This is a genomic window from Asticcacaulis taihuensis, assembly GCF_900100255.1.
Taxonomy (GTDB): Bacteria; Pseudomonadota; Alphaproteobacteria; order Caulobacterales; family Caulobacteraceae; genus Asticcacaulis; species Asticcacaulis taihuensis.
Window position 1 is genome coordinate 805926 of the sequence record NZ_FMTS01000001.1, and the last position, 21531, is coordinate 827456.

The window sequence follows — 21531 nt, forward strand, 5'->3', positions numbered from 1 at the left end:
ATTTAGTCACTTCATCAAGACTTAGAAGTCCTTCGATACGTTCAGATAGAACTGACGCCCGATCAGACCGCTGTAGTACTGGCTGGAGAACGGATAGTTGCCCAGACGTGAGGCCGAGCCCGAATAGAGGCCATCACCGATGACCGGGGCGTACTCATCAAGGACGTTGTTGATGCCGGCAATGACGTCAAACGACTTGCCGCGGTAACGGACTTCGAGGTCATGCGTAACGAACGGCGGCACCGAAGCTTTGTAGGTGTAGGTATTGGCCGCGTTGTGGCCAACTTCGCCGTACCAGCCGAGATTGCTGGCCGCACCGGTATAGTTGAAGGTCCAGGCTACCTGCCAGTCCTTATGGGTGAACTTGGTCTGAACATCGCCCACCCAGTTCGGATTGCCGATAGTGCCGACATAGTCATCGATCACAGCACCTTCATATTGCTGGCTCTTGTAGTACTTGTACCAGCTAAACTGGGCGTCGGAGGTCAGCTTGCCGAAGTTGAATTCGTGCTCATAGCTGACCGTGAAGTCGATACCGGCCGTTTCTTCGGTCGGGATATTACGATAGCTGGCATCGATCGTCAGGATCTGGTTGAAGGTCGTCGATGTCGGATCGAGATCGCGGACGAACTTGTCGCAGAAGCCCGGCTGCGAACGGAACTGAACGCTGCCGTAGCAAGCGCCGACAACGGCCGCACCATTGGAGGTGATCTGATCGCTGATCTTGGTCTTCCATACATCCATGGCGAACTTGAAGCCCGTATCAGGCGGCGTCAGAACAAAACCAAGGGTCGTGGCATATGAAGTTTCAGGTTTCAGGTAAAGGCCGCCCCCGGTGGTCAGCACGGCCGAGCTGCCGGCGCCGGTATAGTCGCCGGCGACACCATCAGCAGCGCAGTTCGCACGGATCGTGGCGTTGACCGCATATTCGCCGTCCGCACCGATCTTGTCGTAATTGATACAGGGATCAACCTGGCTTTGCGACAGATAGCTGGTCTGATCGTTGAGATAGAGTTCGTATAGGGCCGGCGCACGGAAGGACGTACCGGCAGTGCCGCGGACCCGGAAGATGTTGTCAAGCGCCCAGTTGAAACCAACCTTGTAGGTATTGGCGCTGCCGACGCTGTCATAATCGCTGTAACGGCCGGACAGGTTCAGGGTCAGGTCTTCAAACAGGAACTTGCCACGGACGATCGGAACTTCCAATTCTCCGTAGACTTCCTTCAGTTGATCATCACCCTTGGTAATCCCCGCCGAAGTACGGTTGTAGGAGTTACCGTTACGAGCCAGTTCACCCGGCACGTCGTTGATCTCATCCTTGCGGAAGCTGATACCGAAGGCCGCGCCCAGGGCACCAGCCGGCAGTTGCATGATATCACCGGTCGCCGTGGCTTCCGCCGTAAACTGCGAGTAATCGGTCTTGCCGTGATCGACCGTGAAGTAATAGTCGTACTCCGCCTGGGTCAGCTTGCCGGTCGATTGCGCATCCGGGCTGAACAGGTTCAGAGGCACGCAGCCTGCCGGCGCGCCGGCGCCGCATTCATCGATTTCGACAAAATTGACCTGGTCGAAACCGGTGCCCCAGTTCACACGGTCAGCATAGATCGCCGTATTATCATACTTGCCAACGCTCTTGGAATAGGAGGCGTAAGCATCCCAGTTCCACGACGACAGAGTGCCGCGCACGCCGCCAAGGAAACGGCCAAGATCGACCTTTTGCGATGCATCAGATTCAAAAATGGTTATAGGTTGAGCATAGGGTTGGGCAGGACCAAATCCATAATAGTCGTACGCAGCTTCAGGGAAATCCGCATTCGGCGTATGTGGGAGCGGATTCACACTGGAATGGGATGAATAATACGGAAAGAGTTGCGCCCAAGTACGTTGCGAAGATTTACGCTCACCAAACATCAGTTCAGTATAGAGTTCAGCGCCATTTAGCCAGTCCGGACGCCATTGCCCCTGAGCAAAAAGCGAAACCCGCTTGACCGGCGAAATGGCGGTGGTGTCCAACGCTGGGTCCGGATTGTCGTTTTCCCACACGACAGTGGATGCCGTGCCATCATAGAGGACATAGTTGTTAAGTGGCCCATTGGTATGATTCGGCGCGTAGAAATAGAAATCTGCGCTTGGAGAACTACCGATCAGCGGGCTGAAGTTGTCGATAATTGCGCTTCCCCAAACACCTGAAGCGTTGTAGCACTTGAACTCGCCAGTGCGCGGATCGATACGATCGGCCCGTGAACCGTCCGCCGTGGAGTAACGCAGCAATTGCGGGCAGGCGAGGCCCGGCCGATCACGATAGGTCAGTTCCTGCTGCTCGAAATATTCACCCGAGATCAGGATGCCGCCCTTGTCGAAAGTCTTGCCGTACATAGCCGAGGCGGTATAGCTGTCGGCACCATCCTTCTCGGACTTCAGGCCGGAGGCTTCGATATGGAAGCCGTCGAAATTCTTGGTGGTGATGATGTTGACAACACCGGCCACGGCGTCGGAACCGTAGATCGACGAGGCGCCATCCTTCAGGATTTCATAGCGTGAAACCATCGATTGCGGAATGAAGTTCAGGTCGACCGGACCAACCGTGCCGCCAACACCGGCGGGGGGCATGCGGCGGCCGTTGATCAGTACCAGAGTCCGCTGGGCGCCGAGGCCACGCAGAGACAGGGTATTGATACCGGCACCGCCATCAACGACATAACCGGTGAAGGTATTGTTGATCTGGCCGGAACCGGAAGCAATCGAGGAGCTTTGCAGGATCTGCGCGGCGTCGATCATGCCGGACATGCTCGACTTTTCAGCCGTAATGACCTGAACCGGCGCTGCCGAGTTGAATTCCGACTTGCGAATGCGCGAACCGGTCACAACAATTTCGGTGGTGTTATCGTCAGCCGGAGCGGCTTCCGGGGCAGCGGGCGCCGCAGTCGTATCTTCAGCGGGCGGCGTGGTTTCCTGGGCAATGGCAGGCAGCCCCACAGCGAGGGTGGTCAATATGGTGCCAGCCAGCAACCATTTGCGCGTCAAATTCGTCGATTTCGACATAAATAGCTCCATTATGTACGGTCCCCGGACCTGAGCGAACACTATCCCGTCACAATTTCGACGCAATAACAAAATGGTTGCAGGACGAACTTAAAAATGAACATGTGACGACTTTGTCGCACTTGCACAAACATAAGGCCCCGCAACGGGTTGCGGGGCCTTATTACATTACAAATTGTTCATGTTTTGCGGTCGCAAAATACCTAATTGATCAGGCCGCATTTCGGGCTTTTCAGGAAATCTTCCATCAATCCCAGGCTCTGCTCCTGCCACTCCACATGCCATGGCAAGGTATGCCACATGCCTTTGATTTCGGTGTACTGCACATCCTTACCAGCGGCCTTCATGGCCGCGTAGAACATGCGGGAGTGCTCCGTATCGGCCTGGCGATCATGATCGCCATGATAGAGCAGGATGGGGATATTAGCCTTGTCGACATTTTTCAGCGGGTCCATACCATCAACGGTCTTGCCCTGAATGTCGCGCTGGATGTGGCTGTCGCCCCACAGGTTGCCGATACGTTGCAGGCTGGAAACCCCCGCCCCGGCGATGGCGCATTTATAGGGGCTATTGGGGCGGACGCTCGCCGCGATGGCCGCGAAACCACCATAGGAATAGCCCATGATGGCCATTCGCTTCGGGTCGGCAACGCCTTTCGAGACCAGATAGGCGGCCGCGTCGTCGTTGTCATCCGACATCTTCTGCCCCCACTCCTTGTCACCGGCTTTCCACAGCTTGTCACCCCAACCTTCCGAGCCGCGATACTGCGGCTGGATAACGGCAATGCCGCGTGTGGCGAAGAACTGCGGCCAGCCGGCCGGATCCCAGCCAAAATGATCACGCGCCCACGGGCCGCCGTGCGGCATAACGATCAGCGGCACCGGTCCCTGATCGGCTGTCCAGCCCGGGGGATAGGTAATAAACGCCGGAATGTCCAGGCCGTCGCGCGCCTTGTAGGTCACGAACTCCGCCTTGCCGAGTGTCTTCGGATCAATCCACGGCTTGGCACCGCCCAGCGGTTGCAGCTTGCCATCCTTGTAAAGGTAGTATTGCGGGGGTAAGTCCGGCGCTTCGACCTCGACCACCGCCATCTGGTAGGTGTCACGGTTAATGGTCAGGTTTACATTCTTGCCAGGGAAACTGGCTTCAATCGATTTTTGCACCGCCGCCCACTTCGGATCAAGATAGCTGATCGTGGTCGCCGGTCCTTCCACAGCGACGGCGAAGATTTCAGTCTTCCTATTGGCGCGGTCAATAGCAAAACCGACCCCGTCAATGTCGTACTTGTCACTGGCAAACAAAGGTTCAGCCGAGAATTTCTGTGCCGCAATATCGTAATCATAAATGGCCAGTTTATCACCATTTATATTGGTCGAAACAACAAGCTGATTGGGGTCCGTGTCAAAACCCTGAATGTCGATCTTCTTGCGTTCGGCGACCTTATAGCTAAGCGGCGCGTGATAAACCCACTCCCCGGTCGCCCTGTCCTTTATATAGACCTTATACCAATACTCACCGCCTACATTATCAATCTGCTCCTTGATCAATGGCTCGCCGGTATTGAGGTCCACGCCTGCCGCCACAAAATTGAACTCAGTAGACCCCAAAGCCACCGTGCGGGTCTTGCCGGTTTTGGTGTCGAGTTCAAAGATCTTCTGAGCGAAGTCATCCGGATTAACCGTTTCCATGAGTACCTTGGTGTCATCATACAGATTACGGTTGAATATTCTGGCAGATGCCGTACGTGCCATAGAATCGCGCACATCCTTATTGAGTGTGCCGGTCATCTTGAACGGCTCTTCGATCTTTCGCCCTTCCAGATCGGAATAATAAACCTTGGTGGTAAAGGTTGGCTTGCCGTCATAGCCGGTTATCGGCTGTTCCGTCTGGAAATAAATCTTGTCATTACTGAAGAAGCCGACGCCCTCGATCCGCTGTGTCTCCGAAGGAATCCAGATCGGCTTCTTGCTGAGGTCATCCGTATCCCATATCGAGATGACAGGCCACTTCTGCCCTTTCACGGCAATCAGACCGGCAATATGCTTGCCATCAGGCGATATGGTGACGCCTGTCAGTTCGTCGTAACGCGCCAGGTCGTCGATCGACACAGGCTTGGCTGGCGGGGTATAGGCGGCGTGGGCGATGCCTATACCACCCGCCAGCAAGCCAACCGACAGAGCGGCAATAGCGGTGGATTTCAGCAGGGCTTTGAGGGGATTGGATGATCCGCGGGTCATGGGTCAGCACTCCGGTAAATTTTGCAACAAACTGGGCACGTCAGAAAGCTGCAGTCAACCCGTTTGTGGCGGATTGACGGCGCTTTCATGTCACCTTACCAATTTGTAATGCGACCTGCGCTCATTGGCTTTTCGTGAAAACCCAGGTCGTTTTGGCCGGCACCACGACTGTGAGCTTGCCGCCTTCGCTGGCCACTGACTGGTCCGACGCCTCTCCCACCACATGCAGCGACTGGACAAACCGCCCCTCTCCCACTGTGGCACTCAAGGCTTGCGGCGCATCGGAGAGGTTGACCAGCACTGCCACCTTATCATCAAGCCCTGTGCGCGTGAAAACAAAAGTCGGATCGCCGGCCTTCGACTGGAGGTCCAACCGGCCCGTTCCGAAGACCGGATGATCGCGGCGAAGCATATAAAGCGCGCGGTAGTATTCGAGCAGCGAATTTGGGTCGCCCGCCTCGATCGCCACATTCTGGCTGGCGACATTGATCGCCACATCGCGGTAAGGCGTGCCCTTGGTAAAGCCTGCCGTGCGCGGATAGCCTGTCCAGCTCATCGGCGAACGGATGCCGGGATCGTTGAACGCGCCACCATTGCTCATGCCGATTTCCTCGCCGTAATAAGCAAACGGCGTGGCCGAGGCCAGGATCGAGATGGCGGCGGAAAGTTTGTAATCCGCCGGATCATTGACGCCGAACTGGTTCATCAGCCGGTCGCCGACATAGGCGTCATGGCTTTGCAGGGCCAGCGGCATCAGGTCGGCATGAGGGTTTTGCAACTGGGAGATCAGGGCTGGCTGCACCGCCCCCGTCTTCGCGCCTTCGATGATCGATTGCTGAACACCATAGGCAAAGGCACTGCACGCCTTGACGTACATGTCCGCGCCTTCCGAAGCCTCGCAGATCATATAGCGATTGTCGTATTCATCGAGCGTTTCCCGCAGCTTGGCCACGATACCAGGATTGGCGGGGTTGTTGAAATAGGCTTTGGGCCCGTCCTCGATCAGCATGGTGACGGCATCCAGCCGGAAGCCATCGACGCCCCTGTTCATCCAGAAGCGCATGGTGTCCTGAAGATAGCCGATCACCTTCGGGTTCTTCAGGTTCATATCCGGCATGGAGTCCGAAAAGACGCCATAATAGAGCCCGACCCCACCGGGCACGATCTTCGTCACTGGTTTCCACGGATCGTTATAATAGGCGCCGCTGACCCCGCGCATCTTTTCATTATACCAGCCAGGATTTTTGTCAGCGAAAACATACCAGTCGCGGTACGGACTGGCCTTCGATTTCGCTGCTTCCTGGAAGATGGCGTTGCCGCTGCCGGAGTGATTGACGACGAAATCGAGAATGACGCCAATGCCGCGCTTATGGGCTTCCTGCACGAAGCGCTCGAAGTCGGCCATGGTGCCGTAATCGGGATTGACGGCGCGATAATCATTGACCGCATAACCGTGGTCGCCATCCTGGCTGGGCATCATCGGCATCAGCCAGATTCCAGTCACGCCGAGATCATGCAGATAATCGAGTTGCGAGGTCAGGCCGTTGAAATCGCCGATGCCGTCGCCGTCGCTGTCCTTGTAGGAGCGCACGAAGATTTCCATGAAAACGGCGGTTTTGTTCCAGTCCTTCGGCAACGCGCTGGCTTTGGCTTCCACAGCCACGGGCGAGACGTCAATCCCCGCATGGGCGACGCCCGCCAGGGCCAGTATGGATACGGCGGCGCACTGCGCGATACGCTTAAAACACATGATTGACCTCCCTTTATTTATTCTGTGCCGGCAAGGTGGCACCTCGCCCGCGGCTTGGGAAGCTGAATACGTATGCGCGGCTAACGCTCCATGACCCGCACATCATGCCAGTTGGGCTGGAACGACCAGACCTTGGCGCCGTGAGCTGTAATGACAATACGATGTTCGCCTCGCCATTTGACGGTCAGGTCCACCGGCTTTTCAGAATTGGACGCATCGAAGATCGCCACGGCGGTTCGCCCGTTCATCAGACCTTCGGCTCGACGCAGAAAAACCTCCTGCACCGGCGAAGCACCAACACACTCCTTGTTGACGACCTCCGCCTGATAATGACCAGTCGGAGAGGCAATGGTGTCGATATGCTCTTCCGAGCATAGGCCCAAGTGGTTGCACCCTGACAGGCTCAGGCTCCAAAGAGCGATTATTATAAGCCTTGATGTCGCCTTGCGCATGTCTGCGTCGTTCTTTCGTGCGACCACAGTTGCCGCCAAGGTCAACTTAGGCGACAAGTGTTAATATTTCCCACACCTGTGGAAATGCGGCGACCGGTATCCTCGTACTTTTTTATCAATTCCTTGCAAGTCAAGGCAAAACCCGCATTTGCAAACCCGTCTTCCTGGTCGCATCCTCCTGTGGATAAAGGAGCGCACGCCATGGATATTTACGCCTATATCGTCCGCGATCATCGCAAACTGTCCGGCCTGATGGACGACCTGATGTCGATCCGGCTGCCTGCGGTCAGGCAGACCCTGTTCGATCAGATCAGGACCGAATTGTCAGCGCACGGCGACTCCGAAGAACGCACCTTCTATGCAGCTCTCGAACACGCCATCCCGACGCAGGAAATGAACGACAAGCTCGAACATTCCGAGCATGAGCATCATGAAATCAAGGCTTTGCTCCATGTGCTGGACCGGTTGTCAATCAGCAGCGAGGAATGGATGGAGAAGTTCGGCGAGCTGAAATTCGCCATCGAACACCATATCGCCAAGGAAGAGGGCGAAATATTCCCGCGCGCCAAGGAAGCCATTTCTCCGCTCGATGCCCATCGCCTGGCCTTGCAGATGGATGCGCTGAAACAGCAGATCCTGGCCGGTCAGAACGCCTCGGCTGTTATCTATTTATAGATTGATCGGCGCAGAACGATCGGCAAAACTAACAGATAGAGCGCTGCACCGATAATCCATACCAGTCCGGGAAAGACCTCCCGCGACAGGAAGTAAATGTTCAGCATCAAAACTGGTCCGATGATGGCAGCCAGGCTTTGCAGGCTGGCGATAACGCCCTGAAGTTGTCCCTGGCGATCCTCGCTCACCTGCTTGGAAATGACCGCCATCAGTATGCTCGGGCCTATACCGCCCACGCTCAGAAGCGGGATCAATACCCAGATAAATGCGCCTTTGGTCACCACCCCCAATGCCACATAACAGGCCATGTCAGCGAAAACTCCAACCAGCAAGGCGCCGCGCTCACCCAGTCGTCTGGTTATAGGCCCGACCAGGAATGCCTGCGCCAGGGCATGAAAAAAGCCGAACAGGGTCAGGGACACCCCGACAGTCAGCCCCTGCCAGTTGTAGCGGTTTTCGACATACAGCACCCATACGCTGCCACCGATTTCGCCAATGATGGCAAACAGGCCGCCCGCCAGCAGGAGGGCAACAATCCCCCTGAAGGCCGTGATACTGGTGAGCGGCGCCAGCGGGTTGAGCTTCTCGGCGGTTGGCTCAGTCACACGCGACTCCGGAAGAACGAACAGGCATAGCAATAGATTGATCACGGTCAGGGCCGCAGCCAACGCGAACGGCCACATCAGGCTGGCTTCGCGCAGCAACCCGCCTGCCGCCGGACCGAGAATAAAGCCAACTCCCATACAGGCGTTCATCTGCCCGAAACGCTTGGCGCGCTCTTCCGGCGTGGAAATATCGGCAAGATAGGCTTGCGCCACCGACATATTGGCACCGGTAATGCCCGCGATGGCCCGCGCCACGAACAGAACCCATAGGGGCGGCAGGCAGGCCATGACGGCATAGTTCAGCGCCGCGCCGATCAGCGAAATCGTCAGCACCGGCTTACGACCCACACGATCGCTCCAGCCACCCAGCAACGGTGCGCACAAAAACTGCATCAACGCGTACAGCGATAAGAACAAGCCATAGGCCATGCCGACTGTGGCTCCGGATTTGGCAGCGCCGAACAGATCAGGCAGAACTGGCAGCACCAGGCCGATGCCCGCCATATCGAGCGTGACGGTCAGGAAAATGGCGAAAAGGGCGAGACAGGACGTTTTCATAAAATTTATCACTGATAAGTTATTTATCGCTGATAAGGTTGCGAGACACTCAAGTCAAGGTGAAAATGAAACTCGACAAATCGACCATTATTGAAGCCGCGCTCTCCCTGCTCAATGAAGTGGGGATTGACGCTCTTTCCACACGTGCCCTGGCGCAGAAACTGGGCGTCCAGCAACCCGCGCTTTACTGGCATTTCAGGAACAAGCGCGCCTTGCTTGATGCGCTGAATGCTGACATACAGGCGCGTTTCGATACTTGCGAGCCGTCTCCTAATGAGACCTGGCAGGCCTTTTTCCGTCGCAACTCCCTGATGTTCCGTCAGGCGCTTTTAAGTGTCCGCGATGGCGCGCGCCTTCACGCTGGCACGGAGGCCGAACCCGATCATGTGGCGCAAATTGACGCTATGCTGGCTTTCATGGAGAGGCAGGGCTTTACTGCCGCCGACGCCATGTCATTAAGCATCGCCACCAGTCGTTATGTCGTCGGCTGTGTTTTAGAAGAACAGAGCGAACCGCCTTCACCCGAACAGATCGAAGCGCTGGATGCGCGAGCGCAGGCATTTCCTCATGTGGCAGCAGCCTTGGCCAGCTATCGTAACAACAGGCCTGAAACCCATTTCCTTATAGGCCTCGACCTGCTGATCGCCGGCTTCGAGGCAAAACATGTTCCGTCTTCGTGATCAGCCAACTACTGGCCTCGCAAACACCTTCGCCAGGCCCCAGTAGCTGACGGCCGCGATGAAGAAGGCTGGCAGGGTGGCGCCGATCGTCGGCAGCAGGTTCAGGACATAATAATAGGTGGCGATACCGGCCGCCCAGGCAGCAAAGGCGCTGATATGCACGCCATAACTGAAACCATAGGCGCCCCCGATTCGGCTGATGTCGGGAACCGCCACCTGACGCTTGTGGATCAGGAAGTGATCGACCAACAGCACGCCATAAAGCGGCGTGAAGACCGAACCGATCATATAAAGGAAGCTCATGAATTCGGCCATCGGCACGAACAGCGCAATAAGCGTACACAGAACACCAAAGCCGATCACCAGATGGCGGATACGGAAATGCAGCAGGCTGCCGAGAGATGTAGCCGCCGAGAAGATATCAGCGAAAACATTGTCGGTCTCGTCGATCAGGATCAGCAGCAGGGCCAGCCCACCGCCGGTGGTCGCCAGGGCCGATAACAGCAACTGATCCGGATTGCCCGCAGCCACCAAGGCATAGGCGGCGCCAAGCGCGAAAAACCAGATATTGGCCAGCAGATAGCCGAGGGTCGAGCCCTTGAAGACCGCGCCAGGAGATTTGCCGAAACGCGCATAATCGGCGATCAGGGGCAGCCACGACAAAGGCATGGCGATCACCAGATCGATGCCGCCGCCCAGAGACAATGAACCGTCTCCCTTGCGCGCAAAAGCAGCGGCGAGATTATGGTCAGCCAGCAAGGCATAGGTCATCCACGCCGCCCCTGCCAACAGCAGCCAGAGGCCCCAGTGGCGCAGGAAGCGGCGGACAAAGCTCAGCGGCCCCATCACCGCCAGACCGGTGGCGGCAACGCCGAAAACGAGTGTCCACAAAACCGGCAAGGTGAAATGGAGGGTGTTGGTGGACAGCGTATTGGCAGCGTCGCGCATGGCGATGATCTCGAATGCCCCCCAGCCGACCAGTTGGATGACATTGAGGATCGCTGCCACTGATGCGCCGCGCACGCCCAGCGTCGGGCGAAGCGCGCCCATGGTGGAGAGACCAGTATCGGCCCCGACAACGCCCGCCAGTCCCAGCAGCACCGCCCCGGCCACGCTGCCGATGACGATAGCCAGCAACCCTTCGCCCAGCGACAGCCCCGGTACGAGATAGGCGCCGGCCTGTAAAACCAGCAGACCGATCCCCAGCGAGAACCACAGCGAGAAGGCATCACGCAAGGTCAGGGTGCGCTTATTCTCAGGCACCGGCACGAGCGGATCATAGGCGTCCTGGTCGGAGATTTCGGTCATGGGTAAGGGTCTGGAATCAGAGAAACCTCACCCATAACAGACTTGAGGAAGTAAGAAACCCCACCACCGCTCGCTGCGCTCACGGTCCCCCTCCCCGGCATAGCCGGGGAGGTAAAGATGCCTCGTCTTGTAAAACTCTAGTTATTCCCGCCGATCAGGTCACCCAGGCCGCCAAGCACCGAGCCCTCGCCGCGCGACGGACCGCCACCGCCGATCGCGGCGCCGATGCGTCCGGCCAGGCGCGCAAACGGCAGCGACTGCACCCACACCTTGCCGGGGCCGGTCAGCCGGGCGAAAAACACGCCCTCCCCGCCGAACAGCATGGATTTCACGCCGCCCGCCTGAATCAGGTCGAAATCGACCGTATCGGTGAAGGCCGCCACGCAGCCCGTATCGACATGCAGTTCCTCGCCGGCCTTCAGTTCGCGCTCGATGACCATGCCGCCGAACTGGACGAACACCCAGCCATCGCCTTCGAGCTTCTGCATGATGAAGCCCTCACCGCCGAACAGGCCGGTCATGACCCGTTTCTGGAAGGCGATACCAAGCGACACGCCCTTGGCGGCGCACAAGAAGGCGTCCTTCTGGCAGATCAGGCGCCCGCCGACATCCGAAAGCTTGATCGGCACTATGGCGCCCGGTACCGGCGCCGAGAAAGCGACCCGCGCCTTATCGCGGCCGTTATGGGTGAATACCGTGGTGAACAGGCTCTCGCCGGTGATCAGGCGTTTGCCGGCGCCCAGCAGCGCGCCCATGAAGCCCCCGCCCTGCGCGCCAGATCCATCGCCAAACACGGTGGTCATACCGACACTGGCATCTTTCCAGACCATGGCGCCGGCTTCGGCAATCGCGCTCTCCCCCGGATCGAGTTCGATCTCTACGAATTGCAGTTCCTGGCCCTTGATCTCGAAATCGATATCATCGGCGATACCGGACTGGCGGTGATGGGTAACGGGAACGGACGGCAGCATGAAGACCTCTCAGGTGACAGTTCCCGAAGATGTAGCGATGTCGGCGCCAATGTGAAGGGACTTTGCAAAAGGAAGTGAACAGGCAACGATACTTCGTTGTAAACCTTGCCGAAACGCCGCCCTTGCAGTAGGTTTCCCGAAGCGTTCAGAAACACACGCCTTTCGAGACATCTACGTCATTGTCGGACCGGTGAAACCGGGTGGCCGGGGAAGCTATGCCCATGATTTCGAGTTCCAGATTACCTCTGGTCCTGCTTATATTGTCGTTGGTATGTGCCTCCCTTTCGGCCTGCGGAAACACCCGCAGCCCGCCGGCGGACGTGGCCAAAAATCCTGCCTCCGCAATGGCCTTCGCCCGGGGCGCTCTCGGAAAAATGCCGGATGCGGCCCGCCAGGCGTTCAAGGACAAGCTCAAGGCGGAAAACGAACGGCTGAACGCCGAACTGAAGACCATCCTGACATCCGGCGAATCTGGACAGCTTGGCCGACTGGCGGTTTTCGCCCAGGCCCGCAAGGCCAATCTCCAGGAACTGAAGCGCCGGATATCCATAGAGAACGGCCTGCTCGCGCAGATCGACCCGGAACACGTCAATTACAGCGGGACCGACCCAAACAGCGCCCTTATCCACGCCCAGGAAATAACCACCCACCGCACCGTAATCGCCCAAGCGGTATTGATGGCGGGCGTAGAGCAACGCTTCCTGCGCCGCGTCCTGTCGGTCAGTCCGGTGCTTCAGGAGGCCAGCCAGCGCCAGGACGACGCGCAAGGATCGATGGCCGCCCCTTCGGCAAATGTCGGCACCATCCCCTACTATATCGATGAGATGAAGAAGGAGCCCTGCCTCTTCATCTCGCCCGATGCCACTTCGCCCGCGCCCGTATCTGTACGCGGTATCGAGTTGGGCATGAACCGTCGCAAGGTGATTGATACCCTGTGCGCCTCCGAAAATGGCGAGGTCCGCATCCAGGCCCAGGCGGTCGGCCAGACCTACAGCCCCGGCAGCGTGGAAATCGGCGCCCGCCTGCTGGCCTGGGAAGCTTATCGGAAAGGCGCTGCTTACAGCCCGGACTATCAAGGCGTCAATGCCTGGCTGGCCAATCCGGAAAACAGCGCCGAAATCCGCTCACTGGTGCATCCCTACCTGAAAACCACCCGCTTCTGCCTGCATTGCACCGGCATCGGCCGTGAGGACGCAAATTTTCTCAGCGTCGAATATGCACCCGAAGGTACGGTCGTGGCAGTCATCCGTTCGCAGCGCTACACCGACTCCACCTCTCAGGATGCCAGCGGCCGCCCCTTGCTTGTGGATCATCCCCATCCGCAACCGATGAATGCTGTTCTCGATCCTCTCCGCAATCAGTTCGGCACACCGTCCTTCGTTTTCCGTAATATGGTGGCGTGGGTCTACCCTGACGGACAAACGCCGCTGCAACCGGAAGCCTGGTCTATTCAAGCCTCACCGGATGGCCTCTCGACCGGGATCAGATTTAATGACGCCAATTTCACCGTACCTTCTCCCCTGAATGCCGGCACTCCGGCCTTCATGACGCTTTACCGGGCCCTGTCGGCACAATCGACGCCAGCCACCTACTGCGTGTCCAAATACGCCTATGACGGACTGGACGGCAACTGGCCGCTGAAGGCGATCTACGCCGATCGCTACGGTGCGCGCGCCTATGACCCTTCCGTCGCTGCGCCCGGCGAAACCGACCGGTGCGGCGTGATTGTCTATGCCGTGATGGATTTGACGGCCGACGACGATCACGACGTCTATATAACTGACTCCACACCGGTTTACGGGCTGACAGTTTCGATCATCAATACCGTCCGCCTGGCCGACGTACACAAACGCGAGGCCCAGACGGTCATCGACCGGATGAAGGCTCTGGCCGCCACATCGCAATCCGCGAAGCCCGTCGACCTGCGTCACTGAACTTCCGGCTTGACCCCTGCGCCATTCCGCCTATGCTCACCCGCAGTTCACCGGGGTGTCCGCGCGTAAAGGCGGGCTGAGACGAAGGTCAAGTCCTTCAAACCCGCCGAACCTGATCCGGGTCATGCCGGCGAAGGGAGTTGGATACGCTTAATCGCCCGCCAGGGGCAACCGAGCGCCCGCAATCTGCGCGCATGATCCCTCTTAATTTGCGAGGGATATAATGAACAAACCAGTCATCCAGAAGCCTATCAAGGTCGAGAATTCCCCCATCCCCGGCTCGCGCAAGGTCTATGAAACGGGCGTCCGTTTTGCGGATATCCGCGTGCCTTTCCGCGAGGTAGCGCTGCACGAAAGCGCCAACGAACCGCCGGTGACCATCTATGATTCGTCCGGGCCCTATACGGATGAAAACTTCACGCCGGATATCAGCAAAGGCCTGCCGCGCCTGCGCGAACAATGGATCGTAGCCCGCGGCGATGTCGAATATATCGAGGCCCGCGAAGTGAAGCCCGAAGATAACGGCAATGTCTCCGAAGGCGCCCTGGCCCCGCAGTTTCCGAACCTGCCCAAGGTGCTGCGCGCCAAAGACGGCAAGAGCGTCACGCAACTGGAATATGCGCGGCGCGGCGTCATCACGCCGGAAATGGAATATATCGCGATCCGCGAGAACCTGCGCCGCGCGCAAGACGCTGAAGTCTTACGCGACGGGGAGGATTTCGGAGCCGAAATCCCCGATTACATCACGCCGGAATTCGTCCGTGACGAAGTCGCCAGAGGCCGCGCCATCATCCCGGCCAATATCAACCACCCCGAGGTCGAGCCGATGATCATCGGCCGCAACTTCCTGGTCAAGATCAACGCCAATATCGGCAATTCGGCTGTGACCTCCAGCATGGAAGAAGAGGTCGAGAAGATGGTCTGGGCGATCCGCTGGGGCGCGGACAATGTCATGGACCTCTCGACCGGGCGCAACATCCACAATATCCGCGAATGGATTATCCGCAACTCGCCCGCGCCCATCGGCACCGTGCCGATCTATCAGGCTTTGGAAAAGGTGGGCGGCGTCGCCGAAGACCTGACCTGGGAGGTCTATCGCGACACCCTGATCGAGCAGGCGCAGCAGGGCGTCGATTACTTCACCATCCATGCGGGGGTGCGCCTGTCTTACGTCCACCTGACGGCCAAGCGCGTCACCGGCATCGTGTCGCGCGGCGGCTCGATCATGGCCAAGTGGTGCCTGGCGCACCACAAGGAGAACTTCCTCTACACGCACTTTGAAGAGATTTGCGACATCATGCGCGCCTATGATGTGTCGTTCAGCTTGGGCGACGGCCTGCGCCCTGGCTCGATCGCCGACGCCAATGATGCCGCACAGTTCGCCGAACTGGAGACGCTCGGCGAACTGACGCAAATCGCCTGGAAGAAGGGCTGTCAGGTGATGATCGAAGGCCCCGGCCATGTACCGATGCACAAGATCAAGGCCAATATGGACAAGCAGCTAAAGACCTGCGGCGAGGCGCCCTTCTATACGCTTGGGCCACTCACCACCGATATCGCGCCGGGATATGATCATATCACCTCAGGCATCGGCGCGGCCATGATCGGCTGGTTCGGCACCTCCATGCTGTGTTATGTCACGCCGAAGGAACATCTGGGCCTGCCCAACCGCGACGACGTGAAAACGGGCGTGATCACCTACAAGATCTCGGCCCATGCCGCCGACCTGGCCAAGGGCCATCCGGGCGCGCAAGCCTGGGACGATGCCATGAGCCGTGCCCGCTTCGAGTTCCGCTGGCAGGACCAGTTCAACTTGGCGCTCGATCCGGAAACCGCCCGCGCCTTCCATGACGAGACCCTGCCGAAGGAAGCCCACAAGACCGCGCACTTCTGCTCGATGTGCGGCCCGAAGTTCTGCTCTATGAAGATCAGCCAGGAGGTGCGGGATTACTCTGCCACCCTGACCGACAATGAACGCGCGGATATTGAAAATGGCATGGCCGATATGTCGCAAAAATTCCGCGCCCTTGGCTCGGCAATTGACGTACCTGCTGAATAACAGGCGCACAACTATAACTGGCTTAAGTGATGGGGTGTGGGGTCCGTGACCCCACATCTTTTCTTCCCGGAAATTGCATAGTTGCGATCGCAACTTGTAATTTCGCCTGACAGCGTCTATATAGCCTCCATCAACGCCGATATCTCCGGCGGCGCTTAAGGCTTTACGCCCTCGCGCCCGAATGCGTTTTTCTCGCATTATCCCCGTCAATCACCGCGCATTTATAAGCGGTGCATCCGGCTATTGAATTTCCAATTGCCCTAACAAGAACTGACCGCCGGAAACGTCCTATGGATAAAACCGCCGGCGAAGGATTATTATGTATACCCAAACCAAAACCCAGACTACGCATATGCGCCCCGACCTGCGTCTCGTGGCCCGCAAGGCAAACCCTGTCGCCCTGCCCGTCGGTTTCAGCCGCCGCGAATTGCAGCGCCTTGTCGCCGACATGATAGACTAGGAACCGTCACGCGCGGCGACGACCGTGACTGCGCGGATGCAGGATCATCACTATGCGCGGCGCGTCTGGATTATGCGCCAGCGGGCTGCCGCACTCCGCATAAAGCCACTCACCCACGGCAAAAATAAGCGGTTTCAGTCGCTTGCGGATTACCAGGTGCGGGCGCAGATCGCCCTCAAGCTCCACCCAGCAGCAATCAACCAATCTATCAAGCCTCATAAGTTCGAGGTTTGTTCTGATCCGCGCTATGCCGTCAATTCACAAATATGTTTAAGACGCCACCGCGCGTTTGAACGCAACCTGATAGGCGCGCATTTGATCGGCGGACATATTGTGACTGAACACGCCATGCGCCGACCTCGGCAAATGCGCCATGGGATCGCCATGCGTTTCAAACACATAGTGGTTCACCAGGGCCTGCCACGCGCGTTTTTCTGGTGGCGGCAGATGGTTATAGCTTAGCGCCGCCATAAACAGGGCTGTAAAAGGTGGCGCGACATCGACCCGCCCCTCATTCCACCAGTAATTAACAAGCATATTCAGTGGCCCGGTGGTCTGAACATGATGCCACCACATGGCCGGAATATACAGGGCGTCTCCCGGTTCCAGTTTCGCCTGAACAGCGGCTTCCAGAGCCAGACGAAACCGGGGAAAACGTTCAAAATCCGGATCATCCAGTTCCACCATACTGATGGGTACGCCGGCAGGCGTTGCCTCTATCGGCCCCGGATACAGGTTGCCTATCTGATCAGGCGCAAAAAGGGTGAAGGTTTTTTCGCCAGATACATGACAGGCAATGTTGCTGAATGTATCGAAATGTGTCTGTGTGCGCAGAGTATTGGCCAACCATACTTTTGGACGCACCTTATGATCCAGCAGAGGCATGTCCAGATTCTTGGCCATATCCGGAAATACCGAATCCACATTGTGCGCCTGAATATAAACGGAATCACGAACGTCGCCGGCCTTGCCTGCAAGACACCAATCCACCATCCGGCTAAGGTTCTGCCTGTGCTGAGTAAAATTAAAACCTGACAGGTCTTCATTATAGAAATAGCGGCCTGAAAATTCCTTCTGCAGCAAAGCGATATTTACCGGTTCACCAGCGTCATTCTGTTTGAGATAGCGGCCTAGTACTTCCGGGGATTCTTTTGCCAGACGCACGCATTCCCAATCAGCCACCAGCCCTTTCAGGACCACGGGCGCATCCAATGGCTTTATTTCATTTTCAAAAATAGCGCGATCAACATTGTGAGCCACAATCGCGGGTTTAAAATTGTGCATGGATGAACCGGGTATCTCTCAACATATTTCTTTGTTGAACCCGTTAAAATTGCAAATCCGTCGCATGTTTGCGGTATTTTATTATATTTAATAATAACTGCGTTACTTATAAAACCGGCATTGCTGGCTTAACATATGGCTTTCTTATGCCGTAACAGGCTTCCTGATGGCATGACACGCAAATCCTCCTACCTGAACCCATTTGCCTTGTGGACCGACCTGGCCATGCAGACCACCGGCATGATGCTGGCCTCGGCCGAGGTCATCAGCCACCGCACCACACGCATGGCGAATGCCTCCCTTCCGCCCAGCGCCAGGGATGCCGCCGAATTTACCCTGATGGGTCAGGAGAAGGTGGAGGCCGCTACCGAATCCATGCAGGCGGCGGCGATGTCGATGATGGCCTTTAGCCCGTTCGCAGCTATGAAGATGTTCAACGAGATGGCCGCGATCCAGACCAGCCTCTTCCACCTCGCCACCAGTTCCAGCCTGCCCGCAGCGATATCGCGCCACCAGACACTTGGCCGCTCGATGCGCAAAGCGGCCAATAGCGCCCTGAGCCTGTCGGACCAGACCGCCAATGCCGCGCTCGATACGCTCAGGCCCATCCATTCGCGCGCCACGGCCAACGCCAAACGACTGGGTAAGCGCTAATAAGCCGCGTGTTGCGATTGGAAGCCGGAAGTGATGACGCAAGGTCAGAGAACCTTGCTATGCTGGCCACAATCACAACAAATGCCACGGCCCGATATGAAATCCCTGCACGACCACGCCCTGAGGCAGCCCCTCAGCGACCTTATGCACGAACGCAGCCTGCCGATCTATAAGACACCCGTCGCGGTGCGCAGTTGGGTCTATCTGGTCAGCGACGATCAGCGCCAGACGGAAACGGACTGGGTCAACAGCCTGCAAGCCGGCGCGCCCGACCTCTCGCGGCTTGCGGAGACTGACGAGACCACCGGCCGCATCTGGGAACGGCACGGCGAGTTTTCGACCTGGTTGAAATACGACACCGACATCTCGCTTTCCGCCGCCACCAAGGCCGATCTGGGCTTTTGTCGAATCCGTACTGCTGATTTCGACTGGCTGACCGGCGCGCCGGGCGAGGTCTTTCGCAGCGTCGAAATCTCGGTCCTGCCCTATGAGCCGAAGACCGCCCAACTGCAAAAGGTGATCGACCTGACCCAGGCGGTATGCTGCGATGTGTTTGACGGCGCGGCGCGCATATGGTCGGATTTCCGGATGCATGAGGGCGGCGCCGGCCGCATCTACGTGCAGGACAAGGGGCTGGAGAATGACGAAGCGTCGCGCCTGCTGCAAACCCTGATCGAGATCGGCCATTACCGCAAGCTGGCCCTGCTGGGCTTCCCGGTGGCGCGCACCCTGATGGGCTGGCTGAAGGGCGCCGAGGCCCGTCTGGCCGGACTGACCTCCGACATGGCCAGTCAGAGCGCCTCGCAGGAGCAGCTTCTGGAACGCCTGATGGCGCTGTCGGCCGAGGTCGAAGACCGTGTCAACGCCGTCCGCTTCCGCCAGGGCGCCACCGAAGCCTATGCCCGCCTGGCTGAAGACCGGCTGGTATCTTTGCGCGAGACCCGCGTCGCCGGCTTTTCGACCATGCAGGAATTCATCGAGCGTCGCCTGCATCCCGCCATGCGGACCTGCGAGGCGGCGGCGCGGCGACTGGATGACCTGTCGGTGCGTATTGCCCGCGTCAGCGACCTGCTGCGCGCGCGGATATCAATCTCGCTCGAAGTGCAGAACCAGAGCCTGCTGAAAAGCATGAACGTGCGAGCCAAGTTGCAAATGAAACTGTCCGAACTGGTCGAGGGCCTATCGGTCTTCGCCGTCGGCTATTATATTTTCAGTCTGGTAAAATACATGATCGATCCCCTCCTCGATCCGCACCTGGCGCATCTGCTCTATGGCCCGATCATCGCGACGATCCTTGTCCTGGCCTGGCTGTTCATCCATCACCGCAAGAAAAGCATCGGCCATTCGGAAACCTAGACCTTTTGCCCTTCCCCTTCCGTCATGCAGCCGATAAGGAAAACCAAACCTCCTCCGCCTTGAGAAATATGAGTCGATGTCCCATCCTGAACTTCTAAATGGTCTGGTCGATATTGCCGGCCAATATGATGCTGTTTTCTGCGATATCTGGGGCGTCATCCATAATGGCCGGCAGCATTTCCCGACCGCCTACGAGGCGCTGCGTGAATTTAAGGCGAAGCACGGCCCGGTCATCCTGATCTCCAATTCGCCGCGGCCGCATGACAGCCTGGTCGAACAACTGGCCAGCCTGGGCATCATGGCGGATGGTTTCTCCGATGTCATTTCCTCCGGCGACGCCACGCGCGAATATCTGCGGAAGTTCGCGGCTCAGGGCGCCGCCTGGAAGCTTGGGCCGGAACGCGACAATGTCATCTATGAAGGGATCGACATCGACCTTACGGGTACGCCGGAAAATGCCGCCTTTATCTCCTGCACCGGCCCGTTTGACGACGAAAACGACACGCTCGAACAATATCAGCACGCCTTTACCCTGGCTGCCGGCCGCAAGGTCGTCATGATCTGCGCCAATCCGGACAAGGTAGTCCAGCGCGGCGACAAGATCATCATGTGCGCCGGTTCGCTGGCCGATCTCTACGCCTCGCTCGGCGGCCCGGTCATCATGGCTGGCAAGCCCTACGCACCGATCTACGACCTGTGCTATTCAGCGCTGGAAAAGATCACCGGCAAGCCGCATGACAAAACCCGCATCGTCGCCATCGGTGACGGCCTGCCGACCGACGTGCTGGGCGCCAACGGTCAAGGGCTCGACCTTCTGTTCATCGCCGCCGGAATCCATGCCGCCGAGGCCACCAATGCCGAAGGCGTCCTCGATCCGCTGCTGCTCAAGGCGGTGCTCGATACGCAGATGGCCAATGCGAAATACGTCGCCGATGCCTTGCGCTGGAAAGCCTAAAGCACTTTCCGGTAAACGATGAAGCCTGAACGCTGAGCTATCTTGTCGTACAGCTTTTGCGCTGTGCGGTTGGTCTCATGCGTATGCCAATAGACCCGCGATATGCCGGCCTGCCGTGCCGCCTCATACACAGTTTCGATCAGCCCGCGCGCTATCCCCTGCCCCCGTTGCGCCTCCAGGGTATACAGATCCTGCATATAGCAGGTCATTTCGATCGCCGAAGTCGAGCGATGAAAGAGATAGTGCGCCAGTCCGGCGATCATCCCGTCCTTTATCGCCACGAGAGCCGACATCGGCTCCACCGGATCAAGGAAGCGCGCCCAGGCTGTTTCAGTCACGAGATCCGGCAGGGCGGTGGCGCCGGACCGGCCATAAAAGGCATTATAGGCCAGCCAGAGCGGCAGCCACTGCGCATAGTCTTCCGGCACGACCGGGCGAATGAGAAAATCGGACATGGCCCGTCATAACACTCCCCACCGAAAAGCAAAACGCCCGGCAGCCATGCAGCTACCGGGCGTTTTCACCATCACAAATGTCTCGTCATCAGCGTC

17 protein-coding genes and 1 riboswitch are annotated in these 21531 nt (G+C 58.0%); of the genes, 8 read left to right on the forward strand and 9 right to left on the reverse strand.

Features of this window, described 5'->3' with window-relative positions:
* Positions 1–21: 21 nt before the first annotated feature.
* The 4 genes from BLO49_RS03875 to BLO49_RS03890 form a co-directional block, all read right to left on the reverse strand.
* Positions 22–3042, reverse strand: a complete 3021-nt coding sequence (locus BLO49_RS03875; protein ID WP_090644397.1) for a TonB-dependent receptor plug domain-containing protein — start codon at positions 3040–3042, stop codon at positions 22–24.
* Positions 3043–3245: 203 nt separating this feature from the next.
* The gene (locus BLO49_RS03880; RefSeq protein ID WP_090644400.1) at positions 3246–5279 is read right to left on the reverse strand and encodes a S9 family peptidase; all 2034 of its coding nucleotides are present in this window, start codon (positions 5277–5279) and stop codon (positions 3246–3248) included.
* A 121-nt stretch (positions 5280–5400) separates the two neighbouring features.
* Positions 5401–7029, reverse strand: coding sequence for an alpha-amylase family glycosyl hydrolase (locus BLO49_RS03885; protein ID WP_090644403.1), 1629 nt, complete (start codon positions 7027–7029; stop codon positions 5401–5403).
* Between the two features lie 80 nt (positions 7030–7109).
* On the reverse strand, positions 7110–7412 hold the full coding sequence (locus BLO49_RS03890; protein WP_090644406.1) for a hypothetical protein: 303 nt from the start codon (positions 7410–7412) through the stop codon (positions 7110–7112).
* 270 nt (positions 7413–7682) lie between these two features.
* Here BLO49_RS03890 and BLO49_RS03895 point away from each other — a divergent pair, with 270 nt between their 5' ends.
* Positions 7683–8156, forward strand: coding sequence for a hemerythrin domain-containing protein (locus tag BLO49_RS03895; protein ID WP_170828194.1), 474 nt, complete (start codon positions 7683–7685; stop codon positions 8154–8156).
* Here the strand turns inward: BLO49_RS03895 and BLO49_RS03900 are convergent.
* Positions 8147–9319: a TCR/Tet family MFS transporter gene (locus BLO49_RS03900; RefSeq protein WP_090644411.1), complete on the reverse strand. Its 1173-nt coding sequence runs from the start codon at positions 9317–9319 to the stop codon at positions 8147–8149. The genes BLO49_RS03895 and BLO49_RS03900 overlap by 10 nt on opposite strands.
* A gap of 65 nt (positions 9320–9384) precedes the next feature.
* On the opposite strand from BLO49_RS03900, the gene BLO49_RS03905 reads away from it, so the two are divergent.
* Positions 9385–9999, forward strand: coding sequence for a TetR/AcrR family transcriptional regulator C-terminal domain-containing protein (locus BLO49_RS03905; RefSeq protein ID WP_090644414.1), 615 nt, complete (start codon positions 9385–9387; stop codon positions 9997–9999).
* Here BLO49_RS03905 and cytX read toward each other — a convergent pair whose 3' ends face one another.
* Positions 10000–11307: a putative hydroxymethylpyrimidine transporter CytX gene (gene cytX / locus BLO49_RS03910; RefSeq protein ID WP_090644417.1), complete on the reverse strand. Its 1308-nt coding sequence runs from the start codon at positions 11305–11307 to the stop codon at positions 10000–10002.
* Positions 11308–11444: 137 nt separating this feature from the next.
* Positions 11445–12278, reverse strand: coding sequence for a TIGR00266 family protein (locus tag BLO49_RS03915; RefSeq protein WP_090644419.1), 834 nt, complete (start codon positions 12276–12278; stop codon positions 11445–11447).
* A 374-nt stretch (positions 12279–12652) separates the two neighbouring features.
* Here BLO49_RS03915 and BLO49_RS03920 point away from each other — a divergent pair, with 374 nt between their 5' ends.
* The 3 genes from BLO49_RS03920 (at position 12653) to BLO49_RS18355 (ending at position 16731) form a co-directional block, all read left to right on the forward strand.
* Entirely contained in the window at positions 12653–14212 is a 1560-nt protein-coding gene (locus tag BLO49_RS03920; RefSeq protein ID WP_139159612.1) for a hypothetical protein, read from the forward strand.
* A 41-nt stretch (positions 14213–14253) separates the two neighbouring features.
* A riboswitch (TPP riboswitch) is annotated at positions 14254–14368 on the forward strand.
* A gap of 67 nt (positions 14369–14435) precedes the next feature.
* Positions 14436–16271, forward strand: coding sequence for a phosphomethylpyrimidine synthase ThiC (gene thiC, locus BLO49_RS03925; protein WP_090644425.1), 1836 nt, complete (start codon positions 14436–14438; stop codon positions 16269–16271).
* Positions 16272–16590: 319 nt separating this feature from the next.
* Positions 16591–16731: a hypothetical protein gene (locus BLO49_RS18355; protein ID WP_170828195.1), complete on the forward strand. Its 141-nt coding sequence runs from the start codon at positions 16591–16593 to the stop codon at positions 16729–16731.
* Between the two features lie 270 nt (positions 16732–17001).
* Here the strand turns inward: BLO49_RS18355 and BLO49_RS03935 are convergent, their stop codons facing one another.
* Positions 17002–18015 (reverse strand): cupin-like domain-containing protein, encoded by a 1014-nt coding sequence (locus BLO49_RS03935; RefSeq protein ID WP_090644430.1) that lies wholly within the window; start codon positions 18013–18015, stop codon positions 17002–17004.
* 171 nt (positions 18016–18186) lie between these two features.
* Between BLO49_RS03935 and BLO49_RS03940 the strand changes: the two genes are divergently transcribed.
* From BLO49_RS03940 to BLO49_RS03950, 3 genes are all read left to right on the forward strand, one after another.
* Positions 18187–18669 (forward strand): polyhydroxyalkanoate granule-associated phasin, encoded by a 483-nt coding sequence (locus BLO49_RS03940; protein WP_090644432.1) that lies wholly within the window; start codon positions 18187–18189, stop codon positions 18667–18669.
* Between the two features lie 96 nt (positions 18670–18765).
* On the forward strand, positions 18766–20025 hold the full coding sequence (locus BLO49_RS03945; RefSeq protein WP_090644435.1) for a DUF3422 domain-containing protein: 1260 nt from the start codon (positions 18766–18768) through the stop codon (positions 20023–20025).
* Between the two features lie 76 nt (positions 20026–20101).
* Complete coding sequence (locus tag BLO49_RS03950; RefSeq protein WP_090644438.1) at positions 20102–20980, forward strand: TIGR01459 family HAD-type hydrolase; 879 nt, start codon at positions 20102–20104, stop codon at positions 20978–20980.
* Here the strand turns inward: BLO49_RS03950 and BLO49_RS03955 are convergent.
* Positions 20977–21435 carry a GNAT family N-acetyltransferase gene (locus tag BLO49_RS03955; protein ID WP_090644440.1) on the reverse strand — a complete coding sequence of 153 codons (459 nt, stop codon included), beginning with the start codon at positions 21433–21435 and terminating at the stop codon, positions 20977–20979. The two genes, BLO49_RS03950 and BLO49_RS03955, sit on opposite strands and share 4 nt — an antisense overlap.
* Positions 21436–21531: the final 96 nt, after the last annotated feature.

Excerpts from the sequence above, each read along its gene's own strand:
- BLO49_RS03875 (WP_090644397.1), bottom strand. The coding sequence starts at position 3,042 with ATGTCGAAATCGACGAATTTGACGCGCAAATGGTTGCTGGCTGGCACC.
- BLO49_RS03880 (WP_090644400.1), bottom strand. The coding sequence starts at position 5,279 with ATGACCCGCGGATCATCCAATCCCCTCAAAGCCCTGCTGAAATCCACC.
- BLO49_RS03885 (WP_090644403.1), bottom strand. The coding sequence starts at position 7,029 with ATGTGTTTTAAGCGTATCGCGCAGTGCGCCGCCGTATCCATACTGGCC.
- BLO49_RS03895 (WP_170828194.1), top strand. The coding sequence starts at position 7,683 with ATGGATATTTACGCCTATATCGTCCGCGATCATCGCAAACTGTCCGGC.
- BLO49_RS03900 (WP_090644411.1), bottom strand. The coding sequence starts at position 9,319 with ATGAAAACGTCCTGTCTCGCCCTTTTCGCCATTTTCCTGACCGTCACG.
- BLO49_RS03905 (WP_090644414.1), top strand. The coding sequence starts at position 9,385 with ATGAAACTCGACAAATCGACCATTATTGAAGCCGCGCTCTCCCTGCTC.
- cytX (WP_090644417.1), bottom strand. The coding sequence starts at position 11,307 with ATGACCGAAATCTCCGACCAGGACGCCTATGATCCGCTCGTGCCGGTG.
- BLO49_RS03915 (WP_090644419.1), bottom strand. The coding sequence starts at position 12,278 with ATGCTGCCGTCCGTTCCCGTTACCCATCACCGCCAGTCCGGTATCGCC.
- BLO49_RS03920 (WP_139159612.1), top strand. The coding sequence starts at position 12,653 with ATGCCGGATGCGGCCCGCCAGGCGTTCAAGGACAAGCTCAAGGCGGAA.
- thiC (WP_090644425.1), top strand. The coding sequence starts at position 14,436 with ATGAACAAACCAGTCATCCAGAAGCCTATCAAGGTCGAGAATTCCCCC.
- BLO49_RS18355 (WP_170828195.1), top strand. The coding sequence starts at position 16,591 with ATGTATACCCAAACCAAAACCCAGACTACGCATATGCGCCCCGACCTG.
- BLO49_RS03935 (WP_090644430.1), bottom strand. The coding sequence starts at position 18,015 with ATGCACAATTTTAAACCCGCGATTGTGGCTCACAATGTTGATCGCGCT.
- BLO49_RS03940 (WP_090644432.1), top strand. The coding sequence starts at position 18,187 with ATGACACGCAAATCCTCCTACCTGAACCCATTTGCCTTGTGGACCGAC.
- BLO49_RS03945 (WP_090644435.1), top strand. The coding sequence starts at position 18,766 with ATGAAATCCCTGCACGACCACGCCCTGAGGCAGCCCCTCAGCGACCTT.
- BLO49_RS03950 (WP_090644438.1), top strand. The coding sequence starts at position 20,102 with ATGTCCCATCCTGAACTTCTAAATGGTCTGGTCGATATTGCCGGCCAA.
- BLO49_RS03955 (WP_090644440.1), bottom strand. The coding sequence starts at position 21,435 with ATGTCCGATTTTCTCATTCGCCCGGTCGTGCCGGAAGACTATGCGCAG.